Annotated in this window: 27 protein-coding genes and 1 pseudogene; 14 read left to right on the top strand and 14 right to left on the bottom strand. The window is 72.3% G+C overall.

All coding sequences use genetic code 11. The annotated features are described in order from the left end of the window. Nucleotide 1 precedes the first annotated feature (1 nt). The 3 genes from KBY32_RS31775 (at nucleotide 2) to ung (ending at nucleotide 3,382) form a co-directional block, all read left to right on the top strand. The gene (locus tag KBY32_RS31775; protein ID WP_055622430.1) at nucleotides 2–763 is read left to right on the top strand and encodes an SDR family oxidoreductase; all 762 of its coding nucleotides are present in this window, start codon (nucleotides 2–4) and stop codon (nucleotides 761–763) included. 212 nt (nucleotides 764–975) lie between these two features. Beyond that, nucleotides 976–2,556, top strand: coding sequence for an ABC transporter substrate-binding protein (locus KBY32_RS31780; protein WP_115509033.1), 1,581 nt, complete (start codon nucleotides 976–978; stop codon nucleotides 2,554–2,556). A 142-nt stretch (nucleotides 2,557–2,698) separates the two neighbouring features. Next, nucleotides 2,699–3,382, top strand: a complete 684-nt coding sequence (gene ung, locus KBY32_RS31785; RefSeq protein ID WP_055622428.1) for a uracil-DNA glycosylase — start codon at nucleotides 2,699–2,701, stop codon at nucleotides 3,380–3,382. Nucleotides 3,383–3,549: 167 nt separating this feature from the next. Here ung and KBY32_RS31790 read toward each other — a convergent pair whose 3' ends face one another. The 4 genes from KBY32_RS31790 to KBY32_RS31805 all read right to left on the bottom strand — a co-directional run bounded on the left by KBY32_RS31790 (nucleotide 3,550) and on the right by KBY32_RS31805 (nucleotide 6,062). Next, complete coding sequence (locus KBY32_RS31790; protein WP_210982507.1) at nucleotides 3,550–4,032, bottom strand: tetratricopeptide repeat protein; 483 nt, start codon at nucleotides 4,030–4,032, stop codon at nucleotides 3,550–3,552. A 281-nt stretch (nucleotides 4,033–4,313) separates the two neighbouring features. Further along, nucleotides 4,314–4,790, bottom strand: a complete 477-nt coding sequence (locus KBY32_RS31795) for a hypothetical protein (protein WP_210982508.1) — start codon at nucleotides 4,788–4,790, stop codon at nucleotides 4,314–4,316. 112 nt (nucleotides 4,791–4,902) lie between these two features. Further along, nucleotides 4,903–5,415, bottom strand: coding sequence for a DinB family protein (locus KBY32_RS31800; protein ID WP_210982509.1), 513 nt, complete (start codon nucleotides 5,413–5,415; stop codon nucleotides 4,903–4,905). A 56-nt stretch (nucleotides 5,416–5,471) separates the two neighbouring features. Then, nucleotides 5,472–6,062, bottom strand: a complete 591-nt coding sequence (locus tag KBY32_RS31805) for a TetR/AcrR family transcriptional regulator (RefSeq protein WP_210982510.1) — start codon at nucleotides 6,060–6,062, stop codon at nucleotides 5,472–5,474. Between the two features lie 83 nt (nucleotides 6,063–6,145). Here KBY32_RS31805 and KBY32_RS31810 point away from each other — a divergent pair, with 83 nt between their 5' ends. Both KBY32_RS31810 and KBY32_RS31815 read left to right on the top strand, forming a co-directional pair. Then, nucleotides 6,146–7,348: an FAD-dependent monooxygenase gene (locus tag KBY32_RS31810; protein ID WP_210982511.1), complete on the top strand. Its 1,203-nt coding sequence runs from the start codon at nucleotides 6,146–6,148 to the stop codon at nucleotides 7,346–7,348. Continuing rightward, nucleotides 7,345–8,250 carry a Gfo/Idh/MocA family protein gene (locus KBY32_RS31815; protein ID WP_210982512.1) on the top strand — a complete coding sequence of 302 codons (906 nt, stop codon included), beginning with the start codon at nucleotides 7,345–7,347 and terminating at the stop codon, nucleotides 8,248–8,250. Before KBY32_RS31810 ends, KBY32_RS31815 begins: the two co-directional genes overlap by 4 nt. Here the strand turns inward: KBY32_RS31815 and lnt are convergent. From lnt to KBY32_RS31830, 3 genes are all read right to left on the bottom strand, one after another. Next, nucleotides 8,174–9,745 (bottom strand): apolipoprotein N-acyltransferase, encoded by a 1,572-nt coding sequence (gene lnt, locus KBY32_RS31820; RefSeq protein WP_210982513.1) that lies wholly within the window; start codon nucleotides 9,743–9,745, stop codon nucleotides 8,174–8,176. The genes KBY32_RS31815 and lnt overlap by 77 nt on opposite strands. Nucleotides 9,746–9,817: 72 nt before the next feature. Further along, nucleotides 9,818–10,300, bottom strand: a complete 483-nt coding sequence (locus tag KBY32_RS31825; RefSeq protein WP_210982514.1) for a nuclear transport factor 2 family protein — start codon at nucleotides 10,298–10,300, stop codon at nucleotides 9,818–9,820. An 84-nt stretch (nucleotides 10,301–10,384) separates the two neighbouring features. Next, nucleotides 10,385–11,050 (bottom strand): NADPH-dependent F420 reductase, encoded by a 666-nt coding sequence (locus KBY32_RS31830; RefSeq protein WP_210982515.1) that lies wholly within the window; start codon nucleotides 11,048–11,050, stop codon nucleotides 10,385–10,387. A gap of 124 nt (nucleotides 11,051–11,174) precedes the next feature. Here KBY32_RS31830 and KBY32_RS31835 point away from each other — a divergent pair, with 124 nt between their 5' ends. Together KBY32_RS31835 and KBY32_RS31840 are read left to right on the top strand one after the other, a co-directional pair. Continuing rightward, nucleotides 11,175–11,537, top strand: coding sequence for a helix-turn-helix domain-containing protein (locus tag KBY32_RS31835; protein WP_210982516.1), 363 nt, complete (start codon nucleotides 11,175–11,177; stop codon nucleotides 11,535–11,537). 22 nt (nucleotides 11,538–11,559) lie between these two features. Next, nucleotides 11,560–11,985 (top strand): annotated as a pseudogene (locus KBY32_RS31840) (hypothetical protein); the annotation flags it as partial. Nucleotides 11,986–12,019: 34 nt separating this feature from the next. On the opposite strand, the gene KBY32_RS31845 reads toward KBY32_RS31840, so the two are convergent. The 3 genes from KBY32_RS31845 to KBY32_RS31855 all read right to left on the bottom strand — a co-directional run bounded on the left by KBY32_RS31845 (nucleotide 12,020) and on the right by KBY32_RS31855 (nucleotide 13,775). Then, entirely contained in the window at nucleotides 12,020–12,199 is a 180-nt protein-coding gene (locus tag KBY32_RS31845) for a hypothetical protein (RefSeq protein ID WP_210982517.1), read from the bottom strand. A gap of 130 nt (nucleotides 12,200–12,329) precedes the next feature. Next, entirely contained in the window at nucleotides 12,330–13,205 is an 876-nt protein-coding gene (locus KBY32_RS31850) for an undecaprenyl-diphosphate phosphatase (protein WP_055622418.1), read from the bottom strand. A gap of 99 nt (nucleotides 13,206–13,304) precedes the next feature. Then, complete coding sequence (locus KBY32_RS31855; RefSeq protein ID WP_210982518.1) at nucleotides 13,305–13,775, bottom strand: helix-turn-helix domain-containing protein; 471 nt, start codon at nucleotides 13,773–13,775, stop codon at nucleotides 13,305–13,307. 219 nt (nucleotides 13,776–13,994) lie between these two features. Between KBY32_RS31855 and KBY32_RS31860 the strand changes: the two genes are divergently transcribed. Then, nucleotides 13,995–15,164: a thiolase family protein gene (locus KBY32_RS31860; RefSeq protein ID WP_210982519.1), complete on the top strand. Its 1,170-nt coding sequence runs from the start codon at nucleotides 13,995–13,997 to the stop codon at nucleotides 15,162–15,164. 62 nt (nucleotides 15,165–15,226) lie between these two features. Here the strand turns inward: KBY32_RS31860 and KBY32_RS31865 are convergent, their stop codons facing one another. Further along, nucleotides 15,227–16,009: a TVP38/TMEM64 family protein gene (locus KBY32_RS31865; protein ID WP_210982520.1), complete on the bottom strand. Its 783-nt coding sequence runs from the start codon at nucleotides 16,007–16,009 to the stop codon at nucleotides 15,227–15,229. 48 nt (nucleotides 16,010–16,057) lie between these two features. On the opposite strand from KBY32_RS31865, the gene KBY32_RS31870 reads away from it, so the two are divergent. The 3 genes from KBY32_RS31870 (at nucleotide 16,058) to KBY32_RS31880 (ending at nucleotide 19,152) form a co-directional block, all read left to right on the top strand. Further along, entirely contained in the window at nucleotides 16,058–16,780 is a 723-nt protein-coding gene (locus KBY32_RS31870) for a DNA alkylation repair protein (RefSeq protein WP_210982521.1), read from the top strand. A 274-nt stretch (nucleotides 16,781–17,054) separates the two neighbouring features. Further along, a complete protein-coding gene (gene tuf, locus KBY32_RS31875; RefSeq protein ID WP_210982522.1) occupies nucleotides 17,055–18,224 on the top strand; it encodes an elongation factor Tu in 1,170 nt (389 codons plus the stop codon). Nucleotides 18,225–18,360: 136 nt separating this feature from the next. After that, nucleotides 18,361–19,152, top strand: coding sequence for a fused MFS/spermidine synthase (locus tag KBY32_RS31880; protein ID WP_247690292.1), 792 nt, complete (start codon nucleotides 18,361–18,363; stop codon nucleotides 19,150–19,152). Between the two features lie 16 nt (nucleotides 19,153–19,168). Here the strand turns inward: KBY32_RS31880 and KBY32_RS31885 are convergent, their stop codons facing one another. Further along, nucleotides 19,169–20,464 carry an MFS transporter gene (locus KBY32_RS31885; protein ID WP_210982524.1) on the bottom strand — a complete coding sequence of 432 codons (1,296 nt, stop codon included), beginning with the start codon at nucleotides 20,462–20,464 and terminating at the stop codon, nucleotides 19,169–19,171. Between the two features lie 166 nt (nucleotides 20,465–20,630). Here KBY32_RS31885 and KBY32_RS31890 point away from each other — a divergent pair, with 166 nt between their 5' ends. Beyond that, complete coding sequence (locus tag KBY32_RS31890; protein WP_210982555.1) at nucleotides 20,631–21,068, top strand: DUF4442 domain-containing protein; 438 nt, start codon at nucleotides 20,631–20,633, stop codon at nucleotides 21,066–21,068. A gap of 166 nt (nucleotides 21,069–21,234) precedes the next feature. Then, complete coding sequence (locus KBY32_RS31895) at nucleotides 21,235–21,885, top strand: DedA family protein (protein WP_210982525.1); 651 nt, start codon at nucleotides 21,235–21,237, stop codon at nucleotides 21,883–21,885. Nucleotides 21,886–21,911: 26 nt separating this feature from the next. Here the strand turns inward: KBY32_RS31895 and KBY32_RS31900 are convergent, their stop codons facing one another. Then, a complete protein-coding gene (locus tag KBY32_RS31900) occupies nucleotides 21,912–22,448 on the bottom strand; it encodes a gamma carbonic anhydrase family protein (RefSeq protein ID WP_210982526.1) in 537 nt (178 codons plus the stop codon). A 116-nt stretch (nucleotides 22,449–22,564) separates the two neighbouring features. Here KBY32_RS31900 and KBY32_RS31905 point away from each other — a divergent pair, with 116 nt between their 5' ends. Next, nucleotides 22,565–23,362, top strand: coding sequence for an acyltransferase (locus KBY32_RS31905; RefSeq protein ID WP_115509053.1), 798 nt, complete (start codon nucleotides 22,565–22,567; stop codon nucleotides 23,360–23,362). Nucleotides 23,363–23,444: 82 nt separating this feature from the next. Here the strand turns inward: KBY32_RS31905 and KBY32_RS31910 are convergent, their stop codons facing one another. Beyond that, on the bottom strand, nucleotides 23,445–24,302 hold the full coding sequence (locus tag KBY32_RS31910) for a DMT family transporter (RefSeq protein ID WP_210982527.1): 858 nt from the start codon (nucleotides 24,300–24,302) through the stop codon (nucleotides 23,445–23,447). Nucleotides 24,303–24,388: the final 86 nt, after the last annotated feature.

Raw genomic sequence — 24,388 nt, forward strand, 5'->3', positions numbered from 1 at the left:
CATGACTGAACTTCCCGCACTCTCCGGCAAGGTCGCCCTCATCACGGGCGCCAGCCGCGGCATCGGCTACGGCGTCGCCGAGGCGCTCGTCGCCCGCGGCGACCGCGTGGTCATCACCGGCCGCAACGAGGACGCCCTCAAGGAGGCCGTCGAGCAGCTCGGCGCCGACCGGGCCGTGTACGTGGCCGGCAAGGCGCACGACGAGGCCCACCAGACCGTGGCCGTCGAGCGCGCCATGGAGTCCTTCGGCCGCGTCGACTACCTGGTCAACAACGCTGGCACCAACCCGGTGTTCGGGCCGATCGCCGACCTCGACCTCGGTGTCGCGCGCAAGGTGTTCGAGACCAACGTGATCTCGGCGCTGGGCTTCGCGCAGAAGACCTGGCACGCCTGGCAGAAGGACAACGGCGGCGCGATCGTCAACATCGCCTCCGTGGCCGGCATCGCGCCCTCGCCGTTCATCGCCGCCTACGGCGTCAGCAAGGCCGCGCTGATCAACCTCACCCAGCAGCTCGCGCACGAGTTCGCGCCCAGGGTGCGGGTCAACGCGATCGCGCCGGCCGTGGTGAAGACGAAGTTCGCGCAGGCCCTCTACGAGGGCCGCGAGGAGGAGGCCGCCGCGTCCTACCCGCTGGCCCGCCTCGGCGTACCGTCCGACATCGGCGGCGCGGCCGCGTTCCTCACCTCCGACCAGTCCGACTGGGTCACCGGACAGACGCTCGTCGTCGACGGCGGCATCTTCCTCAACGCCGGCGTCGGCTGATCCGCACCGCTCCGGCACCGTCTTCCGCCGATCCGACAAGGGCGCCGCTGTACGACAGTGGCGCCCTTGTGCGTGTATCGGACGATCGGTGACTCTCTGACAACGTAGTCAAACCACATACGCAAAAGTGCTCCCAAGACGAGAGGTTCACAGGCCGTGAGCCTGCGGTATGTTTTGCCGACCCTTGGTATGGCAGATCGAGGAGCGTGCGCGTGTTCAAGCGGATCCGACGCCTGCGTCAGGTGGCGGCCATCGCATCCATAACGTCCCTGGTGGCTGGATGCGGCGTCCTCTCATCCGACTCCTCGGAGGAGCAGGGCCCGATCATCGTGGGGACGACGGCTGCACCAAGCACCCTCGACCCCGCCGCGGCCTGGGACAGTTCCTGGGAACTGTTCCGGAACATCTATCAGACGCTGCTCAGTTACCCCTCGGGGGCGAGCGCGCCCGAGCCGGACGCCGCGGAGGAGTGCCGGTTCACGGACGGCTCCAACAAGAAGTACCAGTGCGAACTGCGCGAGGGTCTGAAGTTCTCCGACGGGCACGCGCTGAACGCGCAGGCCGTCAAGCACTCGATCGACCGCATCCGGAAGATCAACGTCAACGGCGGCCCGGCCGGACTGCTCGGCAGCCTCGACCGCGTCCAGGTGCTCAACGACCGCGAGGTCGTCTTCCACCTCAACAAGGCCGACGCCACCTTCCCGTTCGTGCTCGCCACCCCCGCGATGTCGATCGTGGACCCCGAGGAGTACCCGGCCGGCAAGCTGCGCGAGGAGAGCTCGATCGTCGGCTCCGGTCCGTACAACCTGCAGTCCTACGACGAGGGCAAGCAGGCCGAACTCGTCAAGAACGACACCTACAACGGGTACGCGGAGCGGAAGAACGCCGCGGTCACCATCCGCTACTTCCAGGACTCGCCCACCATGGTCGGCGCGCTGCGCGACAAGGAGCTCGACGTCGCCTTCCGCGGTCTCAACGCCGACGACATCGTCGAGCTCCAGGCCGACGACAAGGACGAACTCCAGATCACCGAGGGCTTCGGCACCGAGATCAACTACCTGGTGTTCAACCCGAAGGACCCCACGGCCGGCAAGACCGCCGTCCGCAAGGCCATCGCCCAGATCGTCGACCGCCCCGCGATCGCCCACAAGGTCTACAAGGACACCGTCGAGCCGCTGTACTCGATGGTCCCCAAGGGCCTGACCGGCCACACCACCGGCTTCTTCGACGACTTCGGCGACCCCAGCAAGGCCAAGGCCCGCAAGATCCTCACCGAGGCGGGCATCTCGACACCGGTGTCGCTGACCCTCTGGTACACCAGCGACCGCTACGGCTCCTCCACCAAGGCCGAGTTCGAGGAGCTGAAGCGCCAGCTGGAGAAGTCGGGGCTCTTCCAGATCACCCTCAAGAGCCGCCCGTGGAAGACGTACGTCTCCGGCTACCAGAAGGGCGAGTACCCGGTGTTCGGCCGTGGCTGGTTCCCCGACTTCCCGGACGCGGACAACTTCATCGCGCCCTTCGTCGGCGACCAGAACGCCCTCGGCACGCCCTATGTCTCGCCGAAGATCACCGAGACGCTGCTGCCCAGCTCCCGCGCCCAGAGCGACCGGGCCAACGTCGTCAAGGACTTCGAGGAGGCGCAGCGCATCCTCGTCGACGACGCGCGGCTGCTGCCGCTGTGGCAGGGCCGCCAGTACGTGGCGGCCAGCACGGAGATCTCCGGCTCGGAGCGGGCCCTCGACCCGTCGACGATCATGATGGTGGGCGAGCTGTACCGCAAGACCAGCTGGTAGACACGCTCTTCCCCGGGTCACGGGGGCGGGAGGTACGGTCCGCGAGGCGATTGTCAGTGGCCGCCTGTAGGTTCGGAGAATCAACAGGCGGCCCTTGGCCGTGGACCGCACACCGTCCACCGCACACCGTAAGGAAGTTGACGTGACCGACATCGCCATGCTGCCCGAGTCCTGGCGCGGGGTTCTGGGCGACGAACTGCAGCAGCCCTACTTCAAGGAGCTGACGGAGTTCGTCGAGGAGGAGCGGGCGAAGGGTCCCGTCTACCCGCCGCGCGAGGAGGTCTTCGCCGCCCTCGACGCGACGCCGTACGACAAGGTCAAGGTGCTCGTCCTCGGCCAGGACCCGTACCACGGCGAGGGCCAGGGCCACGGCCTGTGCTTCTCGGTCCGCCCCGGCGTGAAGACCCCGCCGTCCCTGCGGAACATCTACAAGGAGATGCAGGAGGAGCTCGGCCTCCCCATCCCCGACAACGGCTATCTGATGCCCTGGGCCCAGCAGGGCGTCCTCCTGCTGAACGCGGTGCTGACGGTCCGCGCCGGCGAGGCCAACTCGCACAAGGGCAAGGGCTGGGAGAAGTTCACCGACGCCGTGATCCGCGCCGTGGCGAGCCGCCCCGACCCGGCGGTGTTCGTCCTGTGGGGGAACTACGCGCAGAAGAAGCTCCCCCTCATCGACGAGACCCGGCACGTGGTCGTCAAGGGCGCCCACCCCTCGCCGCTCTCGGCCCGCAAGTTCTTCGGCTCCCACCCGTTCACCCAGATCAACGAGGCCGTCGCCCGGCAGGGCCACGAGCCGATCGACTGGCGCATCCCCAACCTGGGCTGAGCTGACTAGGGCCTTTCGTTTGGATCATGCCGGGCTCGCGGGGTCTGGTGCCGCACCTCGCCGCGTTGTCGTCGGTTGCCATGGCTCCGCCATGGCGCCCTCCTCCGCCTTGCGATGCACGGCACCAGACCCCGCTCCCTGATCCGGCCTGATCCAAACGAAAGACCCTAGGGCGCGTCCCCCAGGTGGCGCTCCAGTCGGCGGATCTCCGCCCGCACCCCGTCCCCGTAGCTGTCGTCGCCCAGCGCCCCGGCCGCGCCCCGCGCCCGTCGCAGATGGGCCCGCGCGGCCTCGGCGCGGTCGAGCTTGACGTAGTCGGCCGCCAGGTTCAGATGCAGCGAGGGGTACAGCGCCTTGAGCGCGGGGACGCTGCGGGGGCCGTCGGTGGGCCCGGTGCCGCCGGCGCTCTCCGCCTCGGTCAACGCCCGCAGGTCCCACGCCAGTTCGTCGGTGGGATCGTCGTGGGTGTCGGCCAGATAGTGGGCCAGGGTGCAGCGGTGCAGGGGGTCGCCGTCCGCGCCCAGCTCGGTCCACAGATCGAGCAGACGGCGGCGGGCCTCCTCGCGGTCACCGGCGTGATGCAGGATGACGACCTGCCCGATGCGTGTCAGCACGGCCTCGGAAGCCGTGCGCTCCTGTCGCTCCGTCACCGCGTCCTCCGGGCCCTCGTCGGCTGGTCCCTCCTGACGCTAAGGGCTGTCCCGTCATTCCCGGTGGATCAGCGCGCGGCGTCGGATGCGGTGCATCGCAAGGCGGAGGGTCGTCCGCATACTGGATGTATGCGGACGACCCGACAACGCGGCGAGGTGCCGTAGCTGTCGTCGCGCGCCCGCCAAGCATGACGGGACAGCCCTTAGCCGCCCGCCCCGGCGATCCCGGTCAAGCGGCCCCGTAGCCGGCCGCCCATCGGACTGCGGAGGGCCGGGCGGGATCACCGGCCGTACGCCTGGTCGCAGATGCGTGCCTCCTGGCTGTCGGGCCGCCAGCCGCCGTACTTCCGGCCGAGCGCGCAGACGTCGGCGTTCCCCCCGGCGTCCTGGCGGAGTTGCCGGGCCACGTCGGGCACCGTGACCCGCGGGGCGGTGGTGGGGGCCGGGCGGCGCGGGGCGCGCTTCTCCGGCTGGGGGCGCGGGGCCGCCGGGGCCGGCCGGGAGGTGTGCGACGGTGCCGCGGGCGCGGCGGACCGCTTCGGGTCCGGGCGCCGGGAGGGGCCGATGAGCGCCAGCGCCTCACGGGCCGGCGCCTGGACGACCTCGGGGTGGGTGTGCCCGCTCGGCAGGGGAGGGGCGGGCCGAACCGGTGTCGCCCGGGGTGCGGAGGCCGGCGGGGCCTGGACCGTCGTACAGCCCGTGAGGGCCGAGACGGCCGCGGTGACCAGAAGGGTCGCGGTGGTCGTCGATCGATGCACCCGCTCCACTCTGGTGGGTGCCGGGGCCGCCCGGAGAGCGGACAGGCGCAGGTTGGTCCGCACGGGTGATCTCCGGCCCCGTACGGGCGGCCCCGGCCCTCTCAGGGTGACGTCACTCGCCGGTCGCGCCGTCGATCCGCTCGCGCAGCAGGTCGGCGTGCCCGTTGTGACGGGCGTACTCCTCGATCATGTGCGTGTAGATCCAGCGCAGGTTGTAGCGCTTGCCCGTGCGGGCGTGGGCGCCTTCCGACAGGTCGTCCAGGCCGAAGCGCGCGGCGTGCTGCCGGGCCTTGTCGATCTCCGCCTGCCAGCCGGCGTACGCCTGCTCCCAGGTGTCGCCGGGGGAGAAGTGGAACTCGCCGTCGGGGTCGGCGTCCCTGTAGTAGACCGGGCCGGCGTCCTCGGCGGCCATGACCCGGCGGAACCAGCCGCGCTCCACCTCCGTCATGTGCCGGACCAGTCCCATGAGGGTCAGCTCGGACGGCTCGGCGGAGGGGGTGCGCAGTTGGTCCTCGGTCAGGCCCTCGCACTTCCACGCCAGGGTCTGCCGGTGGTACTCGAGCCAGCCCTCCAGCATGGTGCGCTCGTCGGCGGTGGTGGACGGTTCATGGCGTTCGGTCGTCATCCGAGCATGATCGCCCAACTCGGCCTCGGGGACCAGGAGTTTGCCGGGCGGCGAGGTCAGGGGCCGGACATCCCCGCGAGAAGTTCACGCAGTCCGGCCCGGACCTCCTCCAGGCTCGGCACCTCGTTGCTGAAGGAGCCGGCCACACAGCTGAAGAGGAGTCCGTCCGCCCACGCGACGAGGGAGAGCACATGGCGGCCGGGGGCCGGTGAGCCCGCCGCGGTGAGCAGCGCGCCGAGCTGGTCGCGGAAACGGCGGCCCGTCGCGTCGAAGTATGCCCGCAGCTCCGGCCGGCGCGTGGCTTCCAGGGCCAGCTCGTAGCGGGCCAGCGTCAGCGCGCGGTGGCGGGTGAGGGAGCGGTGGGTCGCCAGGGCCAGCCCGTCGGCCAGGGCGTCGAGGCCGCCGCGCGGGTCGGGCATCTCCTCCAGGGCCAGCACCCGCGCCTCGCGCTCGGCCAGCCGGCGTACCGCCAGCTCCAGCAGGGCCTGCCGGGTGCGGGCCACATTGGACGTCGCGCCCTGCGGCAGGCCGGCCGCCTCGTCGACCGCCCGGTGGGTCAGTCCGCGCATCCCGCGCTCGGCCAGCAGTGCGAGGGCGGTGTCGGCGACGAGATCGGCGCGGGCGGCGGACGGTGTGTGTACGGGCATGGGGGCCAACCTACCCCGCTGCACTACGTCTGTAGTACGGTCGAAGCGTCGGGTACTACACCTGTAGTCACTCTGGAGGAGTCATGGCACCCACCGGAAGGGCCGTCGTGATCGGCGGTGGCATCGGCGGCCTGACCGCGGCCGCCGCACTGCACCAGAAGGGCTGGGCCGTCACCGTCCTGGAACGGGCCCCGGGCCTGGAGCCGGTCGGCGCCGCCATCTCCCTGGCCCCCAACTCGCTGCGCGCCCTCGACGTCATCGGGGCCGGCGACGAGATCCGCGACCTCGCCTCCCGGATGGACGACGGGGGACTGCGCACCCCCTCCGGACGCTGGCTCGCCCGCACCGACGCCGACGCCCTGGCCCGGCGCTTCGGCGGCCCCCTCGTCCTGCTGCACCGCGCCACCCTCGTCACCAGCCTCGCCGCCCGCCTCCCCGCGGACGCCGTACGCACGGGCACCCCCGCCACGGTCGCCGACCCCGGCGACGCCACCCGCCCCGCGCGCGTCGGCACGCCCGACGGCGAGCTGGAGGCCGACCTCGTGGTGGCCGCCGACGGCATCCGGTCCGCCGTACGGGACGTGCTGTTCCCCGGCCACCCCGGGACCGTCTACTCCGGATTCACCACCTGGCGGCTCCTGATCCCCGTGCCCGGCGCCGGCTTCGCCTCCCACGAGACCTGGGGCCCGGGCCGCATCTGGGGCTCCCACCCGCTCAAGGACGGCCGGGTGTACGCCTACGCCGCCGCCGTCACCCCCGCCGGCGGACGGGCCCCCGACGACGAGAAGGCCGAACTGCTGCGCCGCTACGGCGACTGGCACGACCCGGTGCCCGCGATCCTCGCCGCCGCGCGCCCCGAGGACGTGCTGCGCCACGACGTCCACCACATCGCCGAGCCGCTGCCCGCCTTCCACCAGGGACGGGTCGCCCTCGTCGGCGACGCCGCGCACGCGATGCCGCCGACCCTCGGGCAGGGCGGCAACCAGGCCATCGAGGACGCCGTCGTCCTCGCCCATCACGCCGGCGACCTCGCCGCCTACACCGCCGCCCGCCAGCCCCGGACGACGGCCATCTCCCGCCAGGCCGTCCGGGCGGCCCGGCTGAACATGATGACCGGCCGGGCCGCCGGCGCCGTACGGAACGCGGCGCTGGCCGCCGTGTCGAGGGCGGCGCCGCTGCTGTTCCTGAAGGGCTTCGAGGGCATCGCCGACTGGCGGCCGCCGCAGGCGCCGTATGCTGCCCGCAAGACCCCGGACGGCGATCACCCCAAGGAGCACACCCCGTGAAGGTCGGCTGCATCGGACTAGGTGACATCGCGCAGAAGGCGTACCTGCCGGTGCTCGGGGTGCAGCCGGGGATCGAACTGCATCTGCAGACCCGTACGCCCGCCACGCTCGCCCGTGTCGCCGACGGCCTGCACCTCCCCGACGCGCAGCGCCACACCGACCTCGAGTCGCTGCTGTCCGCCGGGCTGGCCGCCGCCTTCGTGCACGCCCCCACGGTCGCCCACCGGGAGATCGTGACCCGGCTGCTGGAGGCGGGCGTGCCGACCTACGTCGACAAGCCGCTCGCCTACCGGCTGGACGACTCCGAACGGCTGGTGACCCTCGCCGAGGAGCGCGGCGTGAGCCTCGCGGTCGGCTTCAACCGGCGTTACGCCCCCGGCTACGCGCAGTGCGCCGACCATCCGCGCGAGCTGATCCTCATGCAGAAGAACCGCGTCGGGCTGCCCGAGGAGCCCCGCGCGATGATCCTCGACGACTTCATCCACGTCGTGGACACCCTGCGCTTCCTGGTGCCCGGACCGGTCGACGACGTGACGGTGCGCGCCCGCACCGAGGGCGGACTGCTCCACCACGTCGTGCTGCAGCTCTCCGGCGAGGGCTTCACCGCGCTCGGCGTGATGAACCGGCTCAGCGGCTCAACCGAGGAGATCCTGGAGGTCTCCGGGCAGGACACCAAGCGGCAGGTCCTGAACCTCGCCGAGGTCGTCGACCACAAGGGCCAGCCCACCGTGCGGCGGCGCGGCGACTGGGTGCCGGTCGCCCGCCAGCGCGGCATCGAGCAGGTCGTCCTGGCCTTCCTCGACGCGGTGCGGGCCGGGAAGGTGCTCAGCGCCAGGGACGCGCTTGCGACCCACGAACTGTGTGAGCGGGTGGTACGGGCGGTTCAGGAGCAGGCCGCCTGAACCGGGGCCGCAGACCGCGCGTCGCCTCGCCCAGGCACCACAGGGCGACGATCAGCACCGCCGCGTGCAGCGGCCAGTCGCCGAACCGGACGTACGGGGTGACCCCGTCGGCCAGCGGCACCTCGAAGACGGCGCTCGCGCCGGCGCTCGTGCCCAGCCAGGACCCGACGCGCTGCCCGTCCGGGCCGTACACGGCGGACACACCGGTGAGCGTCGCGTGCACCATGGGGCGGCCCGTCTCGGCGGCCCGCAGCGCCGCCAGCGACGCGTGCTGCTCGGGAGCCCAGCTCTGCTGGAACGTCGACGTCGCCGACTGGGCGATCAGCACCTCGGCGCCGTCGTCCGCGAGATGGCGGCTCATGTCGGCGAAGGCGGACTCGAAGCAGACCATCGGGCCGACGCGCAGGCCGTTCCCGACGTCCATCACCACCTGCTCGGTGCCCTGCCTGCGGTCCTCGGCGGCCGCCTTGCCCACCGAGGTCGCCCAGCCCAGCATCGAACGCAGCGGGATGTACTCGCCGAACGGCACCAGCCGCATCTTGTCGTAGCGGTCACCGGTCGGGCCGTCGGGGCCGACCAGGACGGAACTCTTGTAGATGCCGGGCCGGTCGGAGCGCCGCGCGTCGACGTTCACCAGGACCTCCGCGCCCGTCTCGCGGGACAGGGCGGCCAGCCGGCGCGACAGGTCCGGACGGTCGGCCAGGTCGAAGCCGACGCTGCTCTCGCCCCAGACGACCAGATCGACGTCCTGGCCCGCCAGTTCACGGGTCAGGCGCTCCTCGCGGTCGAACCGCGCGTCCGGTCCCTTCACGACGCCCGGCTGCACGACCGCGATCCGCACCCGGTCGTCGACGTGCGGACGCGGCGCCCACATCCAGGCCGCCGACGTGCCGACGGCCGCCGCCGTCAGTCCGACCACCGCCGGGACGCGCGCCGCACGCTCCGTCAGCAGCACGGCGAGCGCCACGTTCACGGCCACGACCAGATAGCTGACCAGCCACACTCCGCCCACCGAGGCGAGCCGCAGAGCAGGGCCGACGTCCCACTGGCTGGCGCCCAGGACGCCCCACGGCCCGCCGAGCCCCTGCCAGGAGCGCACCAGTTCGATCAGCAGCCAGCCCGACGGCAGCAGGACGAGCGCGGCCGTGGCGCGCGCCGGCGCCTGCCCCGCACCGAGCAGTCGGTGCACCAGCCAGCCCCAGGGTGCCCAGAGCGCGCCCAGCAGGGCGGCGATGACGAACGTGAAGACATGCAGGTTCGGCAGCAGCCAGTGGTGCATCGCCAGCATGAAGCCGAACCCGCCCCACCAGCCGTCGTGCGCCGCGCGCCGGCCCGTCGGCGCACCGCGCAGCAACGCGATCCACGGGATCAGGGCGACGTACGCGAACCACCAGAGCGACGGCTGGGGAAAGGCGAGCACGGGCAGGGCGCCCAGGGCCGCGGCGATGGCCGAGCGCCGCCATGGTGAGGCGAGCCAGCGACTGATCGTCTTCATGCAGCGCCTCCTACCCCGTGGTCCTTCCAGTGTGCGCACAGGACCGGTACCGGGACATCCGGCCGCCGCCGGTCAGCCGACGCCGGCCGGTGCGGTCCGCTCGGGCGTACGGCGCCACTTCTCCTCGATGACGACCTGGCGCAGCCGCCAGCCGTCGTCGGTGCGCACCAGACCGAAGGCGTACCGGCCGCCGCTGACGAAGTCCGGCGCCCCCGTTCCCTCGCCGGCGGCGAGCCGCATGGGGTTGACGTAGTCCGCCCGTACGTCCGCGGTGTCCCCGACGTCCTGCTCGAGGACGCCGAAGCGCACCCGGCGGTTGACGATCAGGTGCTGCCGTACCGAGAAGGCCCGCATGCTCTCGGCCAGCCACACCGCGACCGTCCCGGCGTCCCCCTCGGTGCCCCCGGCCGAGCGGTAGTCGGCACGGCCACCCGGGGCGAAGAGGCCGCGGTACGCCTCCCAGTCGCCGTCGTCCACGGCCACCGCGTACTCGCTGATCAGCTCGTCGACGGCCAGTCGGTCCCTGAGGGTGGCGAGCTCCACACGCTGCGTCATCGGCTCAGTGTTGGGCATGGGGCGCGGCGCGCCAAGAGGGCGTGCGGGGATATCGGGGCGGGGCCTGTCGTCGGGTGGGCGGGGCTACGCCCCGGCCCCTGTGCGCGTGGTGGCCGTAGAAACCACGGGCACCGCCGAGTTGGGGTCGACGCCGGCGAAGGCCAGGCCGATGACGAACCCCGCCACCTCCTCCAACTGTCGGACGCGGTCCAGGGTTCCCAGCGTCGCCGGGAGCCCGCCCACGTCCCGCACCAGGGTGCCGACGACACCCAGTGCCGCCGTGTCGTCGCCGCACATGGCCACCGTCACCGGGGACGTGGAGTCCTCGGGCGGGGTGGTCCACCGGTCGGCGGGGAAGAGGTGGAACGCCTTGACGACCCGCGCCCCCGGGGCGAGACGCGCGATCCGCCCGGCCGCGGACTCGCCGGGCTCGAGGAGGAGCGCGCCGACGCCGTGGGCCACGGCATTGGTGGGGTCGATGAGCGGCGTCCTGTCGAGGGTGCCCTCCGGGGCACCCGCCAGGCGCAGCATGTCCTCGATGCCGTCCCACGTGACCGCGAGCAGTACGGCGTCCCGCCCGGCGACCGCTTCGCGCGGCGCGACGGCGCGCACGGTGGGCCCGAGGCGCCCGGCGATCCGCTCGGCCTTCGCCCGGGACCGCCCGGCGATCGCCACCTCGTGCTCCGCTCGTGCCCAGCCCGTGGCCAGGGCTGTCGCGAGGGTGCCCGTCCCCAGAATCCCGATGCGCATGGTCTCCACCTCATTCGTCGCTGGTCCGTGGTCGCCGCACGACGCTAGGCGAGCTGGTACGCACCGAGTGGTGCGCGCGGGAGGCGGGACGATGAGGCCGACAGCGCGGGATGATGGGGCCGACATGACCGAACACGACGCCCACTGCCAGGAGTTCGTCGCCGACTGCCGGGTGCGCGCGGCCACGGACCTCTTCACGCACACCTGGGACCCGGTGGTGCTGGCCGCGTTGAGCGAGGGCCGGCGCCGACGCCTCGCCCTGCGCACGGCGATCGGCGGCATCAGCGACAAGGCCCTCACGGACGCCCTGCACCGCCTGCTCGCGAACGGTCTGATCGAACGCCACGCCGAGGCTGGCGTGCCACCGCGCGTGGAGTACGCCCTGACCGCCTTGGGCCGCAGCCTGGTCGAGGGCCCGATGGCGGCATTGGGGCGCTGGGCCCTGGAGCATGGCGACGAGCTGTTGGAGGCGCGGGAGCGGGGGTGAGGGGCGTCAACTCCGTTGGAACTCGCACGACGGTCATGGCCTGTTCGACGCCGTGACCGGCGAGATGGTCGCCAGGGATCACGACCCGGACGAGGAGGACGCCGTCCCCGACGGGGTCGCCGACCTGTCCTGCCCCGGGCTGGGGCCGGTCGCCGGGAGCCGGGTGCGCATCGCGGGGCTGTTCGGCGGCGGGCTCCACACCACCACTGGGGACGGCTGGACCCTGGAGGTCGTCGCGCCGGCCTGGCCGCATGAACGTGTCCTGTTGTCCCGTGACGGCGGGCTGCCCCATGCCGGGCCGCATGGAGAGCAGTGGTGGCACATCCACCATGCCCACTACTCGGAACTTCGAGCAGCTGGATTCTCCCCTTCCGGCGAGACGGTCGCCGTGGCGACGGGCAGCGACCTGGCCCTGTGGACACGCCGAGCCGAGCAAGGCTCTCACTGAGGGTTCGTCACTCCCCGGCCTCCCGCTCGTCGCTTCAAGCGGCCTGGACCACCTCGGCGCGGATGGCGGCCGCCCACTCGACCACCAGCAGTTCGTACTCTTCCCGTTCCTGCGCCGAGAGGGAGCCGCCCGCGCGCATCCACAAGGCGCGGATCGCCTCGTTCACCTCGGCGGCGGAGCGCACGGAACCAGGGTTTAAGGAACTGGGGGACATGGCGTCAAGCCTAGGGGCAAGCACTGACCGTGCGCTACCGGACGGCTACACGCCACGTATGTCTTTGGTCACGAATACGGCCAAAAACGTTTGCTCATCGGCGAGTCGGCGGGCTGGCGCGTCGCGCGGGTCAGCCTGCCGACTCCGCCGCGTGCGGGCTCAGGACGCCCGCCGCCACCAGGGCGATGATGACCAGGCCGAGTGCCACCCGGTAGTACACGAACGGCATGAAGCTCTTCGTCGAGATGAACTTCATGAACCATGCGATCACCGCGTATCCGGAGCCGAAGGCGATCACCGTGGCGAAGATCGTCGGACCCCAGGACACATGGTCGTTCTCCAGCGCGTCCTTGAGTTCGAAGAGGCCGGAGGCGAGCACGGCGGGGATCGCGAGCAGGAACGAGTAACGGGCCGCGGACTCGCGCCGGTAGCCCATGAAGAGGCCACCGCTGATGGTGGCGCCGGAGCGGGACACGCCCGGGACGAGTGCCATGGCCTGACACAGGCCGAAGATGAGGCCGTCCCTGACGTTCAGGTCCTCCAGCGACTTGCGCTCCTTGGCGGCACGGTGCCTGCCGCCGGACTCATCGCGGGCAGCCATCCGGTCGGCGATGCCGATGATGACGCCGACCACGATCAGCATCGTCGCCGTGATGCGCAGATCCCGGAACGGTCCCTCGATCTGGTCCTTGAACGTCAGGCCGAGGACGCCGATCGGAATGGAGCCGACGATGACCAGCCAGCCCATCTGGGCATCGTGGTCGCGCCGCATCTCCTTGTCCGTCAGCGACTTCAGCCACGCCAGGATGATCCGCCCGATGTCCTTGCGGAAGTAGATCAGGACCGCTGCCTCGGTGCCGATCTGCGTGATCGCGGTGAACGCCGCGCCGGGGTCCTCCCAGCCGGAGAACGCCGCGGTCAGCCGCAGGTGCGCACTGGAGGACACGGGGAGGAATTCGGTCAGCCCCTGGACGAGTCCGAGGATGAGGGATTCAAACCAAGACATGAAGTTACGGAGTCCAAGCGCTGATCGTGGGTGTCGAGGGGCAGCGTAGCGCCCCTCGGTGAACACCCCTGTCTCAGGGTTCGCGCGCGTGGTCCGTGGTCAGGCAGCCGTGGGCCCCGACACCGACCAGCCCGGCGCCTGGGGGTGCGCCGTGAGGTCCTCGTGGCGGACCGTCTTCCCGCAGGCCCGGCAGGTGACCTCCGGGAGCAGTTCGTTGCCGCAGATGTGCTCGATCACCATGGGCCGGTCGTCGTCCTGGCGCAGATGGCGGTCGCCCCAGGCCATGAGGGTCATCAGGACGGGTTCCAGCTCCAGGCCCGCCTGCGTGGGCCGGTACTGGAACCGCTGCGGGCGCTCGCTGTAGGCGCGCTTCGTGAGGATCCCGGCGTCGACCAGTCGCCGCAGCCGGGTGGAGAGCACGTCGCGCGGGGCGCCGATGTTGCGGACGAGCTGGTCGAAGCGGCCGTTGCCGAGGCACACCTCGCGCAGGACGAGCAGGGAGTACTTCTCGCCGACCAGGGCCAGCGTGTCGGCGATCGAACAGGGGCGGGGGTCCTTGGTGGCGGCCATGCCGGTCAGTGTAGGGAAGTGTGCGTCTGGTTTTCCAACCTTGCGGCTCAGGGTCGCGCACTATGTCATTTGGTGTCACTTGGTGTCATTTGGCGGGTTTGATTTTCCAACTTACAGCGCTATGGTGAGTTCAGATTTCCTACTCACCGGTAATCCCGCTCCGGTAATCCCGCTCCGGTCACACCGGTGATCGGCTCGCGCGCCAAGGAGGCCCGCACCATGCGAGACGCAGTCATCGTCGAAGCCGTACGCACCCCCATCGGCAAGGGCAAGCCGAACGGCTCCCTCGCGCACGTCCACCCCGTCGAACTCCTCGCCCACACGCTGCGCAGCCTTGTGGAGCGCTCCGGTGTCGACCCGGCGCTGATCGACGACGTCATCGGCGGCACCGTCGACCAGGTCGGCGAGCAGGCCATGAACACCACGCGCTACGCCGCCCTGTCCGCCGGGTTCCCGGAGACCGTGCCGGCGACCACCGTCGACCGGCAGTGCGGCTCCTCCCAGCAGGCCGTGCACTTCGCCGCCCAGGGCGTCCTGTCCGGCGCGTACGACATCGTCGTCGCCTGCGGTGTGGAGTCGATGAGCCGGGTGCCGATGTGGTCGAACGTGCCGCCCGGAAAGGACCCCTTCGGTCCCGGCATCGCCGCCCGCTACCCCGACGGGCTCGTCCCGCAGGGCATCAGCGCCGAACTGATCGCCGCCAAGTGGTCCCTCACCCGCGAGCAGATGGACGCGTTCGCCGTCACCTCCCACCACCGGGCCGCCGCGGCCTGGGAGCAGGGCCTGTTCGACGCCGAGGTCGCGCCCCTGGACGGCGTCTCACGTGACGAGAGCGTCCGGCCCGGCACCACGCCGGAGGTCCTCGCCGGCCTCGAGCCCGCCTACCACGACCCGGTGTTCGCCGAGCGGTTCCCGCAGATCGAGTGGAACATCACCGCGGGCAACGCCAGCCCCATCAACGACGGCGCCTCCGCCGTCCTCATCACGTCCTCCGAGACGGCTGCCCGCCTCGGCCTGCGGCCCCTCGCCCGGCTGCACAGCTTCGCCGTCACCGGCTCCGACCCCGTCCTCATGCTGACCGGTGTGATCCCGGCGACCGACAAGGTGCTGCGCCGGGCGAACCTGTCCATCGACGACATCGACCTGTTCGAGGTGAACGAGGCGTTCGCCAGTGTCGTGCTCGCCTGGCGCCAGGAGACCGGCGCGGACCTGGCCAAGGTCAACGTGCACGGCGGCGCGATCGCCCTCGGCCACCCGCTCGGCGCGAGCGGCACCCGGCTCACGACGACCCTGGTCTACGCGATGCGCGAGCGCGGCGCCCGCTACGCCCTGCAGACGATGTGCGAGGCCGGCGGGCTCGCCAACGCGATGATCCTCGAAGTCGTCTGAGCCACGCCATCTGACCGAAGCCGTCCGACCCAAGCCGTCGACCGACGGCGACGGGCGGCGGCTCAGCGGCCGCGCAGGTGGTGGCGCTTGCGCCAGGCCACCACCACGCCCGCCAGCGCCGGTAGGGCGATACAGGCCAGCGCGATCAGGAAGGCGGGCGACGTCGGCGTCTGGGCACGCGCCCCGGCGACGACGTACGCGGCGGTGTTCGGGATCGACCCGAGGGCCGTCGCCAGCAGGAACGGGACGTACCCCATGCGGGAGACGGACGCGGCGTAGTTCGAGGCCCAGAACGGCACCCCCGGGAAGAGCCGCACCGCCAGCATCGAGCGGAAGCCGTGCCGGCTGAACTGCCCGTCCGCCGCCTTCAGCACGCGCCCGCGCAACAGCGGCCGCAGCGCGTCCTGGCCCAGCAGCCGGCCGAGCCCAAAGGCGATCCCCGCCCCCAGCACCGTGCCCGCGATCGCCGCGCCCAGACCCAGCTGGGAGCCGAACAGCGCGCCCGCCGCCAGGTTCAGCAGGGGACGCGGCACGAACGCCACCGTGACCAGCCCGTACGCCACCGCGAACAGCACGACCGCGGCCGCGCCCTCGAGGTGCGCCGGCCAGCCGTCGGACAGGAGTCTCTGCGGCTCGAAGAGCAGCACGCAGGACGCCCCCGCGGCCAGCAGCAGCACGAGTGCCGACAGCCGCGACCAGGGCGAGAGCAGGGCTCTGCCGCAGCGGGCGGCGAGACCGGCGGGCGCGGACGTGAGCGGGGGGACGGGGACGGCGAGCTCCGTGGTGACGGCCCGGGGAGAGGCCGTCGCGGTGCCCCCAGAGCGGGTGGTGGCATCGTCGAGCATTCGGCGACAGTAACCGAAGTGGACGTGTGATCGCCGTATGGTCGTTCCATGAGCGTGACGGGTGCGGGGGTGCCGGACGTGCCGCGCAGCGTGCTCGCCGACACGGTGATCGAGCGGCTGACCGCCGTCTACGGGGCCGCCGCCGATCCGGAGCGGGCCGTCGTCATGCGGGCGTACATGAAGGACGTCGCCCCGTTTCTCGGCATCCCGAGTCCCGAGCGCCGTGCCCTCTCGCGCTCGGTCCTCCGGGGCACCCCGCGCCCCGACGAGCGCGACTGCACCGCCGTCGCGCTGCGCTGCTGGCAGCTGCCGGAGCGGGAGTACCAGTACTTCGCCGTCGACCTTCTGCGCCGGCATGTGCGGCGGCTGTCCTCCGGCTTCCTCCCGATGGCCCGGCACCTGGTGACCACCGTGCCGTGGTGGGACACCGTGGACGCGCTCGCCGCGCACGTCGTCGGCGGGCTCGTCGCGGCCGACCCGGCGCTGACCGCGGACATGGACGCCTGGATCGAGGACGACGACCTGTGGGTCGTCCGCACCGCCCTCCTGCACCAGCTGCGGTACGGGGAACGCACCGACGCCGGGCGGCTGTTCGGCTACTGCCTGGGTCAGTCCGGGCACCCCGACTTCTTCGTCCGCAAGGCCATCGGCTGGTGTCTGCGCGAGTACGCCAAGACCGACCCCGACGCCGTACGGGACTTCCTGGCGCGCGAGGGCGGGCGGTTCGCCCCGCTGTCCGTGCGTGAGGCGCTGAAGAACATCGGCGCCTGAAGATCCTGGTCGGGCACGGAAAATCATTCGACGCCGGGGGCGGGCTCGGCGATGATCGACGTCATGTTCCGGTACGCCTTCGTTCTCGCCGCATCCGCCGTCGCGGATACGCCGAAGGCTGCCGTCCTCGTCTTCCTGGCCGCCGTCGACGGCGCCCGAAGCTGACCCTCTCCGGAACGTCCGGCGGACCCCGCAGGGGGAGGGTCGGCGGCACCACGGGGTCCCCACTCTCCTCGCCGGGAGTTCCTGAGTTTTCCCACTTCGGAGTACACCCATGTCCAAGACGGCGTACGTGCGCACCAAGCCGCATCTGAACATCGGCACGATGGGCCACGTCGACCACGGCAAGACCACCCTGACCGCCGCGATCACCAAGGTCCTCGCCGCGCGGGGCTCCGGCACCTTCGTGCCGTTCGACCGGATCGACCGGGCGCCGGAGGAGGCCGCCCGCGGCATCACCATCAACATCGCGCACGTCGAGTACGAGACCGACACCCGGCACTACGCGCACGTCGACATGCCAGGCCACGCCGACTACGTGAAGAACATGGTGACCGGCGCGGCGCAGCTCGACGGGGCGATCCTCGTCGTCTCCGCGCTGGACGGCATCATGCCGCAGACCGCCGAACACGTGCTGCTCGCCCGGCAGGTGGGCGTCGACCACATCGTCGTCGCCCTCAACAAGGCCGACGCCGGCGACCCGGAGCTGCTCGACCTCGTCGAGCTGGAGGTCCGGGACCTGCTCAGCGAGCACGGCTACGGCGGCGACGCCGCGCCCGTCGTACGGGTCTCGGGGCTGAAGGCGCTGGAGGGCGACCCCCAGTGGACGGCGGCCGTCGAGGCGCTGCTCGACGCGGTGGACACGTACGTTCCGATGCCGGAGCGGTACGTGGACGCGCCGTTCCTGCTGCCCGTCGAGAACGTCCTGACCATCACCGGCCGGGGGACCGTGGTCACCGGCGCCGTGGAGCGGGGGACCGTCCGCGTCGGCGACCGGGTCGAAGTGCTCGGGGCCGAGGTGGAGACCGTCGTGACCGGCCTGGAGACCTTCGGCAAGCCGATGGACGAGGCGCAGGCCGGTGACAACGTGGCGCTGTTGCTGCGCGGTGTCCCCCGGGACGCCGTCCGGCGCGGGCACGTGGTCGCCGCGCCGGGCAGCGTGGAGCCCCGCAGCCGCTTCACCGCCCAGGTGTACGTGCTGTCGACCCGCGAGGGCGGCCGCTCGACGCCGCTGTCCACCGGCTACCGGCCGCAGTTCTACATCCGCACCGCGGACGTGGTGGGGGACGTCTACCTCGGCGAGGCGGCGGTCGCGCGCCCCGGCGAGACCGTCACCATGACCGTCGAGCTGGGGCGCGAGGTCCCGCTGGAGCCCGGCCTCGGATTCGCCATCCGTGAGGGCGGCCGGACCGTCGGGGCGGGCACGGTGACCGCCGTCGGGTGAACGGACGGGGGCCGTACGACCGGGACGACCGCTCGTACGGCCCCCGTGCCGGTGCCCGGCGGGCGCGGCCCACAATGGGGGAGTGAACGACTCCAGACCCGTCGCCGGTGCCACCGAGCACGGCTTCGCCAAGCTCATGCCCGACGTCGACCGGGACCGGGCCTGGCTGCTCACCGTCGACGGGGCGCCTCAGTCGTACGTCGACCTCGACGAGCCGACGCACCTGGAGTTCGAGTACGCGCGCAGGCTCGGGCACGCCCTGGACACCGTGGCGGAGCCGGGGCGCGCCCTGGACGTGGTGCATCTCGGGGGCGGCGCGCTCACCCTGCCCCGGTATGTGGCGGCGACCCGGCCGGGGTCCCGGCAGCAGGTCGTGGAATTCGACGGCGCGCTGCTGGAACTGGTCCTGGAACATCTGCCGACGCCCGCCGGAGCGGACATCACCGCGCACGCCGCCGACGCGCGCGCATGGCTCGATGCCGCCCCGGCGGAGTCGGCCGACGTCCTCGTCGCCGACGTCTTCGGCGGCTCCCGGGTGCCCGCGCACCTGACGTCCGTCGAGTACGCCCGCGCCGCCGCACGGGTGCTGCGTGGCGACGGCGTCTACCTGGCGAACCTCGCCGACGCCGCGCCGTTCGCCTTCCTGCGCTCCCAACTCGCGAACCTGGCCACCGTCTTCGGGGAGCTCGCCCTGATCGCCGAGCCGGCCGTGCTGCGCGGACGCCGCTTCGGCAACGCGGTCCTGGTCGCCGCGCACCGCCCCGTAGACGTGCCCGCCCTGGCCCGGCTGACCGCGGGCGACGCGTTCCCGGCCCGCGTGGAACACGGGGCGGGGATACGGACGTTCGTCGGCGCGGCCCGCCCGGTGCACGACGAGGAGGCCGTCCCGTCGCCCGAGCCACCGGAGGGGGCGTTCGGGATCGGCTGAAGGACAGCCGGTGCCGTCAGCCGACTTCCTCGGCCGGGGTCTGCGCCGGGGTGGCGGTGCCGCTCGTCGTCACCGGCTTGCTGCGGCGGCGCAGATTGCGGACGTCCGGGACGCACAGGACCGCCGCCGTGACCAGGACGATCATCGCCGCGCAGCCCCACAGCGCCGACGTGCGTCCGAACGCGGTCTCCGCCGGGCCGGCGAGGGCCGTCGCCAGCGGGACCATGGCGACCGAGCCGAACCAGTCGTAGGCGGAGACCCGGGACAGCTTGTCCTCCGGTATCTCCTGGTGGAGCGCGGTCATCCAGGAGACGCCGAACACCTCCAGGGTCACACCGGTCATGAACATCACCGCGCACAGCGTCCCCACCGGCACGGGCACGGCGAGCGCGGCGGAGGGCAGCGCCAGCGGGAAGACGCACAGCGTGCCGGCGAGCAGGAGCCGGCGCGGCTGCCAGCGCGTCATGAGCAGCGCGCCCGCCACCGTGCCCGCGCCGAAGAAGCCCAGGGCCACACCCCAGGGGCCGGCCCCGCCGAGATGGTCCCGGGCGACGAGCGGACCGTAGACGGCGTCGGCCGCCGCGACCACGGCGTTGGCGATCGAGAACTGGACCACCACGGCCCACAGCCACGGCCGTCCCGCGAACTCCCGCCAGCCCTCGCGCAGATCGGCGAGCATGCCGCCGCCGGGCACCCGCCGCGGGACCCGGCTCACATCCAGCAGGGCCCGCATCGCCCCGGCGACCGCGAAGGCCGCCGCGTCCGCCGCCAGCACCCAGCCGGGGCCCATCGCCGCCACCATGGCACCGCCGAGCGCGGCGCCCCCGACGGCGGCGCCCTGCATCGCCATCCGGAACACCGCGAACGCCCGGCCCGCCTGGTCCCCCCGCACGGACGACAGGAGCATGCCCTCGGCCGCCGGGCTGAAGAACGCCTGGCCGGTGCCGCCGAGCGCGGTCAGCAGCATCATCTGCCACAGCTCGGCCTCGCCGGTGAGGACGAGCACGGCGAAGACCGCCTGCGAGACGCAGTTCAGGGCGTTGGCCGCGACCATCACCCGGTGCCGGGGCAGCCGGTCCGCGACGGCGCCGCCGATCAGCAGGAAGAGCACGAGGGGCAGGGTCCGGGAGGCCGCGACCAGGCCCACGTCACCGCCGTCGCCGCCCGCCTCGAGGACGGCGAAGGCGGCGGCGATCAATGCGCCGTTGCTGCCGAGGTTGGTGACGAACGCCGAGGCGGTCAGCAGGCTGTAGTTGCGGCTCGCCCATATCGGGCGGCGGGAGCGGCGGGAGTCAGGGGCGGCGCGGGTCACCGGCCGACTATCGCCGCCCGGCCCCCGGTTTGCCAAGCCGATGCGCAGGTCACGGGCGGATGGCCATCTGTGCGCGGCCCCCGGTGAGGGGTGCGTCACGGCGGCCCGCAGACTCTGTCGCCGCTTGCTACTCGCTAGTAACGTGCCCGCCATGAGCGCAGACCAGATGTCCGTCGGCGAGATGCTCGCCGCCACCGTGCCCATGGCCCGGACCCTGAACCTCGAGTTCGTGGAGACCACTGCCGAGCGGGCCGTGGTGGTCCTGCCGGACCAGAGCGCGTTCCACAACCACGTGGGCGGGCCGCACGCCGGCGCCATGTTCACCCTCGGCGAGTCCGCGAGCGGGGCCATCGTGCTGTCCGCGTTCGGCGACCAGCTGGCGCGCGCCGTACCGCTCGCCGTCAGCGCCGAGATCGCCTACCGCAAGCTCGCCATGGGAGCCGTGACGGCCACCGCGACCCTGGGCCGCCCGGCCTCCGAGGTCGTCGCGCAACTCGACGCCGGTGAGCGGCCCGAGTTCCCGGTGACCATCGAGATCCGGCGCGGGGACGGCGCCGTCACCGGCGAGATGACCGTGGTCTGGACCCTGCGGCCGAACGGCTGAGCCCGACGGCGGTCGCCGGCACGGCACGCGCGCGTGGGACGCCCGATTCGTAGGCAACCCCGGGGGCGCCAGGGACGTCCCACAGAGCGGGTAGGCTTCCCCGACGCGCGCCCACCGCTGAGCGGGCGCCCGGGAACGAGGATCAGGCACACGAGAGGAAGCGGCGTTGCACGTCCAGGAATGGCTCGAAACGGTGCCCCCGCTGGCGATCTATCTGCTGGTCGGCCTGGTCATCGGACTGGAGAGCCTGGGCATCCCGCTGCCCGGCGAGATCATCCTGGTGTCGTCGGCGCTGCTCGCCTCGCAGCACGGCGACATCGACCCGTTCGTGCTCGGCGCCTGCGCGACCGCCGGCGCGATCATCGGTGACTCCATCGGCTACGCCATCGGCCGCAAGGGAGGCAGGCCCCTGCTGGCCTGGCTGGGGGCCAAGTTCCCCAAGCACTTCAGCGAGGGGCACATCGCGACGGCCGAGCGGTCCTTCCAGAGGTGGGGGATGTGGGCGGTCTTCTTCGGCAGGTTCGTCGCCCTCCTGCGCATCTTCGCCGGGCCCCTCGCGGGCGTCCTGCGCATGCCGTACTGGAAGTTCCTGACGGCGAACGTGCTCGGCGGCATCGTCTGGGCCGGCGGCACCACCGCCGTCATCTACTACGTCGGCGTGGTCGCCGAGTCCTGGCTGAAGCGCTTCTCCTGGCTGGGCCTGGTCGCGGCGGTCGTGATCGGCCTCGCGTCGTTCCTGATCGTCAAGCGCAAGGCCGCCAAGGCGCAGACCGCCCACCAGGAAGCGGAACCCGCGCCGGTCCCCGCGGGCGACTGAGCACCCCGAGGCCCGGCGCGGCGCTCTCAGCCGCGCTCTTCGTGCTCCTCGTGGTGCGCCTTCGCCAGCTCGGCGTACATCGTGCCGTTGAGCGTGACCCCCTGGCGTTCCTCCTCGGTGAGCGGCCGCTTCACCTTCGCCGGCACACCCGCCACCAGCGACCCCGGCGGCACGACCATGCCCTGCGGCACGAGCGCCTGCGCGGCGACCAGCGAGCCCGCGCCGATCACCGCGCCGTTCAGCACGGTCGCCCCCATGCCGACGAGACAGTCGTCCTCGACGGTCGCGCCGTGCACCACCGCGTTGTGCCCGACGGACACCCGCGCGCCCACGCGCACGGGGAAACCGGGGTCGGCGTGCAGCGTGCAGTTGTCCTGGATGTTGGCCTGCTCCCCGACGGAGATCGCCTCGACGTCGCCGCGCACCACCGCGCCGTACCAGACGCTGGCGCCCGCCTCCAGGGTCACGTCCCCGATCACGGACGCGGTCGGCGCGATGAACGCGGACCCGTCGATGCGGGGCTCCCGTCCCGCGATCCCCATGACCAGTGCCTTGTGCGTCATCGCCCTCTCCTCAACCGCGAACGTCGTCGACACAGCGCACCGTACGCCACCCGGTAGGGCGAAGATCACAGCCCCTCGGCCTCATCCCGACCGCGAACGCTCAGTACCGTGAGGCCGTGCCCAAGCGCAAGAACACGTTCTCATCCTGGCGACGCCGACTGGCGCAGCGCGCCGTCCACGCGGGCTGGGCGTGGGCGCAGCGCACGGGTTCGGTGACGGCGGAGCACCCCGGCCGCTTCCGGTTCGGCTCCCTCGGCGAGGCCACCCGGCTGGCCTTCCCGCTCGGCACGGTCTTCGGCGAACCGTGGATCCATCTGGGCTCGCACTGCATCGTCGGCGAGCAGGTCACCCTCACGGCCGGTCTGATGCCCGACCTCGACCTCGGCCCGGAGCCGATCCTGCGCATCGGCGACGGCGTCGTCCTCGGCCGCGGCAGCCATGTCATCGCCGACACGACGGTGACCATCGGCAGCGACTGCTACTTCGGCCCGTACGTCTACGTCACCTCCACCAACCACTCCTACGACGACCCGCACGAGCCCATCGGCCGGCAGTGGCCGCGGATGGAGCCGGTCGCGATAGGCCCCGGCTGCTGGATCGGCACCGGCGCGGTGATCCTGCCGGGCGCGACCATCGGGCGGAACGTCGTGGTCGCCGCCGGCGCGGTCGTCCGCGGCACGGTCCCCGACCACGCCGTGGTGGCGGGCGCGCCCGCCCGTGTCGTACGGCGCTGGACGCCCGAGGAGGGCTGGCAGCCGCCGTTGCGCACCCCGGCACCGGTGCCGATCCCGGACGGCGTCACCCCCGGTCAGCTCCAGGCGCTGGCCGACCTGGACGAGGAGACCGTGGCGCGGCTGGCGGAGCTGGACGAGCGCGCGACGGCCGAGCTGGCGGAACCGGCCACCGAGTCCTGACGCGGTCCCTCCCATTCGGCGCGGCCGCTCCCTCCCGGGCGCCGAGTCCTGACGTGACCCCTTCCACCCTGGCGCCGATCGGCTAACCCGCGGCCAGCAGCACCGTGCCCACCAGGGCGAGCCCGGCGCCCGCCGCCTGCACGACCGCCAGTCGCTCCCGCAGCACGCCCCGCGCCGCCAGAGCCGTCACCACCGGGTACAGCGAGGCCAGTACGGCGGCCACGGTCACCGGGCCATGGTGTGCGGCGACCACATAGGTGCCGTTCGCGGCGACGTCGGCGAGACCGACGAACGCGAGCGCGGGCAGCGACCGCCAGGGGAAACCGTCGTCCGGGAGGGCGGGCGCCCCGCGCCGCACCGAGACATACAGCGCCAGCCCGCCCGCCCCCACATTGACGACGCGCTGCACGAACAGCGCCAGGAACAGACCGGTGATGGTGGTCGACGCCTCCGCGACCAGTACGAAGACCGTGCCGAAGCCGAAGGCCGCGATCAGCGTCAGCAGGATGGCCTGCCGCTGGACGGGAGCGCCTCGCAGCTGCGGTCCGCCCGCCAGCACCACGCCGAGCACCGCCACCGCGATCCCCGCGATCTGCATCAGTCCGGGCCGCTCGCCCAGGAAGAGACCCGCCCCGACCGGGACGGCCACGCCCACCGTGCCGAGCGGGGAGACCACGCCCATGGGGCCGAGCGCGAGCGCCTTGTAGAAGCACAGCAGGGCGACCGGCCCCACCAGACCGGCCGCGACGGCCCACCACAGCCGTGGCCCCGCCTCGCTCCAGGCGCCCGTGGCCAGGACGATCACACCGAGGACGGCCGCCGCGATCGTCTGCGAGACGACGACCACCGTCAGAGCGGGGGTGCGCCGGGTCAGCACGCCTCCGCCGAAGTCCGCCAGGCCCCAGAGCAGGCTGGTGGCCAGAGCGAAGAGTGCTGTCACAGGGGCCTCGCAGTACAGTTCGGTGCACGATCGGGTGCACCACACGATAGTGCTTTCTGGTGAACTCTGTCATCCAGAATATTGGA

This window comes from Streptomyces sp. RK62 (assembly GCF_018070255.1).
GTDB classification, from domain to species: Bacteria; Actinomycetota; Actinomycetes; order Streptomycetales; family Streptomycetaceae; genus Streptomyces; species Streptomyces nigra.

Bases quoted from the DNA above. Each gene is read 5' to 3' on its own strand.
- KBY32_RS31800 (WP_210982509.1), bottom strand. From the start codon at position 5,415: ATGACGACCGAACGCCATGAACCGTCCACCACCGCCGACGAGCGCACC.
- KBY32_RS31860 (WP_210982519.1), top strand. From the start codon at position 13,995: ATGCGAGACGCAGTCATCGTCGAAGCCGTACGCACCCCCATCGGCAAG.
- KBY32_RS31830 (WP_210982515.1), bottom strand. From the start codon at position 11,050: ATGCGCATCGGGATTCTGGGGACGGGCACCCTCGCGACAGCCCTGGCC.
- KBY32_RS31845 (WP_210982517.1), bottom strand. From the start codon at position 12,199: ATGTCCCCCAGTTCCTTAAACCCTGGTTCCGTGCGCTCCGCCGCCGAG.
- KBY32_RS31850 (WP_055622418.1), bottom strand. From the start codon at position 13,205: ATGTCTTGGTTTGAATCCCTCATCCTCGGACTCGTCCAGGGGCTGACC.
- KBY32_RS31880 (WP_247690292.1), top strand. From the start codon at position 18,361: ATGCCCGACGTCGACCGGGACCGGGCCTGGCTGCTCACCGTCGACGGG.
- KBY32_RS31900 (WP_210982526.1), bottom strand. From the start codon at position 22,448: ATGACGCACAAGGCACTGGTCATGGGGATCGCGGGACGGGAGCCCCGC.
- KBY32_RS31835 (WP_210982516.1), top strand. From the start codon at position 11,175: ATGACCGAACACGACGCCCACTGCCAGGAGTTCGTCGCCGACTGCCGG.
- KBY32_RS31855 (WP_210982518.1), bottom strand. From the start codon at position 13,775: ATGGCCGCCACCAAGGACCCCCGCCCCTGTTCGATCGCCGACACGCTG.
- KBY32_RS31890 (WP_210982555.1), top strand. From the start codon at position 20,631: ATGTCCGTCGGCGAGATGCTCGCCGCCACCGTGCCCATGGCCCGGACC.
- KBY32_RS31870 (WP_210982521.1), top strand. From the start codon at position 16,058: ATGAGCGTGACGGGTGCGGGGGTGCCGGACGTGCCGCGCAGCGTGCTC.
- KBY32_RS31775 (WP_055622430.1), top strand. From the start codon at position 2: ATGACTGAACTTCCCGCACTCTCCGGCAAGGTCGCCCTCATCACGGGC.
- lnt (WP_210982513.1), bottom strand. From the start codon at position 9,745: ATGAAGACGATCAGTCGCTGGCTCGCCTCACCATGGCGGCGCTCGGCC.
- KBY32_RS31810 (WP_210982511.1), top strand. From the start codon at position 6,146: ATGGCACCCACCGGAAGGGCCGTCGTGATCGGCGGTGGCATCGGCGGC.
- KBY32_RS31825 (WP_210982514.1), bottom strand. From the start codon at position 10,300: ATGACGCAGCGTGTGGAGCTCGCCACCCTCAGGGACCGACTGGCCGTC.
- tuf (WP_210982522.1), top strand. From the start codon at position 17,055: ATGTCCAAGACGGCGTACGTGCGCACCAAGCCGCATCTGAACATCGGC.
- KBY32_RS31805 (WP_210982510.1), bottom strand. From the start codon at position 6,062: ATGCCCGTACACACACCGTCCGCCGCCCGCGCCGATCTCGTCGCCGAC.
- KBY32_RS31865 (WP_210982520.1), bottom strand. From the start codon at position 16,009: ATGCTCGACGATGCCACCACCCGCTCTGGGGGCACCGCGACGGCCTCT.